Consider the following 2,104-nt stretch of genomic DNA (forward strand, 5'->3'; position numbering starts at 1 on the left):
GTATCAAAAAGACAGAACAGGGGCAAGGCGATTTCTTCCCGTTCATTGTTCAAAAGAGTTACAAAAATATCATCCTGTTTCTGATTTAGATGATGCCACCGTCCGCCAAGTTTGGGGTGAGATGGTTCACTACTACAAGGAAGGGTTCAGCTTTAAACTCTCAGAGGAAGAAGAAAAGCAACTCAATTTAGAACGGTCAGATTATGAATATTTTGATGAACAAGAAGAATTACTTGAGCAGTATCTTGAAATTCCGATTCCTACAGATTTCTATAAAGTACAAGGAAATAATACAAGAATGCATGAGCGGAGAGCCTATATTGGTTTTATTCTTCAATCCGGAGAGGCTCCTAAACATGAGTTTAGAGGGGAAATCAAACCAAGGGAGTTTGTGACGGCTACATATTTCTATTGGGAAGCGATGGGGATCGAGACAGGGAAAGGAAGTTCAAAAGTAGTAGCCAAATTCAAAAATTCAATGAATAATAAAAATGGTTGGCAAAAAGCAAAAAGAATGGGAACAAGAGGCTATAAAAGAAAATAGGGGCATTTTAAAAGCCCCTAAAAGTTAAATGCCCCTAACAAATGCCCCTAGTTTAAACCATTGATATATAAGGCTTTAGATATACTAAGGGGCATTAGGGCATTTATATCTTAGTAAAATAATAGTTAGTGTTAATTATAAAAAGGGCTTGCTTATCAGGGACACATAGTAAAGTTTTCAAATTAAATGCCCCTAATGAAAATATCGCTTTCAAAACTTGTCAAACGTTGGTGCTATTGAGTTTTCCGAGGGGCATTACTAAATGCCCCCGTGGAATCAAATGCCCCTAAAAATAGGAGAAAAAAATGAGCATAATTAAATTACATAAACAAGAAGAAAATAATGAACCACAAGCCACTGTAAAACAGATTATTGAATTAATTAAAAAAGACTTTATTAATTCGGATGCTGATGTAGAAGTTTTAATGACTTTAATAAGTTGTGGAATTGACCTATTGTCTGAAACTTTAGGTGTATCTGAATTGAGTACTTCACCTCAACTTATAGATGAAAATAGCACACTCAAAGCCTTGCTCCAAGATTTACACGCACTCAATCATTCCATGTTTAAAGATGATATTAACGAAGTACCACGCTTCACAAACGGTACAGAAATCACAGCTAAAGATTTAGCAGATATGAATATCAACGCTTTGGATAGTATCGCAGAGTTAATTGGCTTTGAATTAGAAGAATAAGAAAGGATTAAAAATGAGAGCAAGGTCTCCAACAAAAGCAGTTGTTTTAATTAATTTATAGAAACAGCGATTAACTCAATAAGTATAAGGGATTACAGGGTTTAGTTGTATTTCCGATTATAAGATATATTCACTAATAGAAACAGGAGAAAATAAAAATGACCAATGAAATTACAGAACACTTAAACAAAGCAAAAGCACTTTTGATTGAAAAATATAGTAACAGCATTGATAATGAAGCCAGCCAAGAGGCATTAAAAAACATCAAACAAGATTTTGAAACTCTTGAAATCTATGCGGACGAAAGCGACACAGAACCGCAAGAGTATGAACCACAGGAAACAGTAAAATCAATCATTGAGGAAATGCAACAACTGACCTTTGCACCTCATGAAATATCAGGCAATGACGTGCAAGTCTTTGCGGACTTACTGACGGATAGTATTGAGCGTTTGATTAAGGCGTTAGGATTGAATGAAATGAGCCTTTCAGCAGAGAGTAAAAACAAACCGCATGAATTGGCACTCAAAGCACAGGTACAAGACTTATACTCACTTAATGACTCAATGGTTACTGATGAACCTAACTATTTCCCAAGATATACAGACGGAACGATTATTAAATTATCTGATTTAGTAGATATGAATGTCCAAGCCTTGGATAATATCGCAGAGTTAATTGGCTTTGAATTAGAAGAGTAAATAAAAAAGGCTGTCAATAAAACAGCCATAGGGAGGATAAGATGTTAAATTTTAAACCACATTCTAACATTCAGCGATTGAGATTAGAGAATCAAAAGAAGCTGGACAAAATAGATAAGACAATTAATCAATCTAATCACACAAAGCGTCAGGGATTCAAT

General features: G+C 34.9%; 3 protein-coding genes. All 3 read left to right on the plus strand.

Annotated features, from left to right (window positions below; translation table 11 throughout):
• The coding region (locus AB6B24_RS12345; protein ID WP_369164818.1) for a VapE domain-containing protein at positions 1-544 on the plus strand (544 nt) is incomplete at its 5' end.
• Between the two features lie 305 nt (positions 545-849).
• Positions 850-1,242 (plus strand): hypothetical protein, encoded by a 393-nt coding sequence (locus AB6B24_RS12350; RefSeq protein WP_369164819.1) that lies wholly within the window; start codon positions 850-852, stop codon positions 1,240-1,242.
• Between the two features lie 158 nt (positions 1,243-1,400).
• Positions 1,401-1,943 (plus strand): hypothetical protein, encoded by a 543-nt coding sequence (locus tag AB6B24_RS12355; RefSeq protein ID WP_369164821.1) that lies wholly within the window; start codon positions 1,401-1,403, stop codon positions 1,941-1,943.
• Positions 1,944-2,104 lie beyond the last annotated feature (161 nt).

The organism is Lactococcus sp. AK05 (assembly GCF_041026685.1).
In the GTDB taxonomy this organism is placed as follows: domain Bacteria; phylum Bacillota; class Bacilli; order Lactobacillales; family Streptococcaceae; genus Lactococcus; species Lactococcus lactis.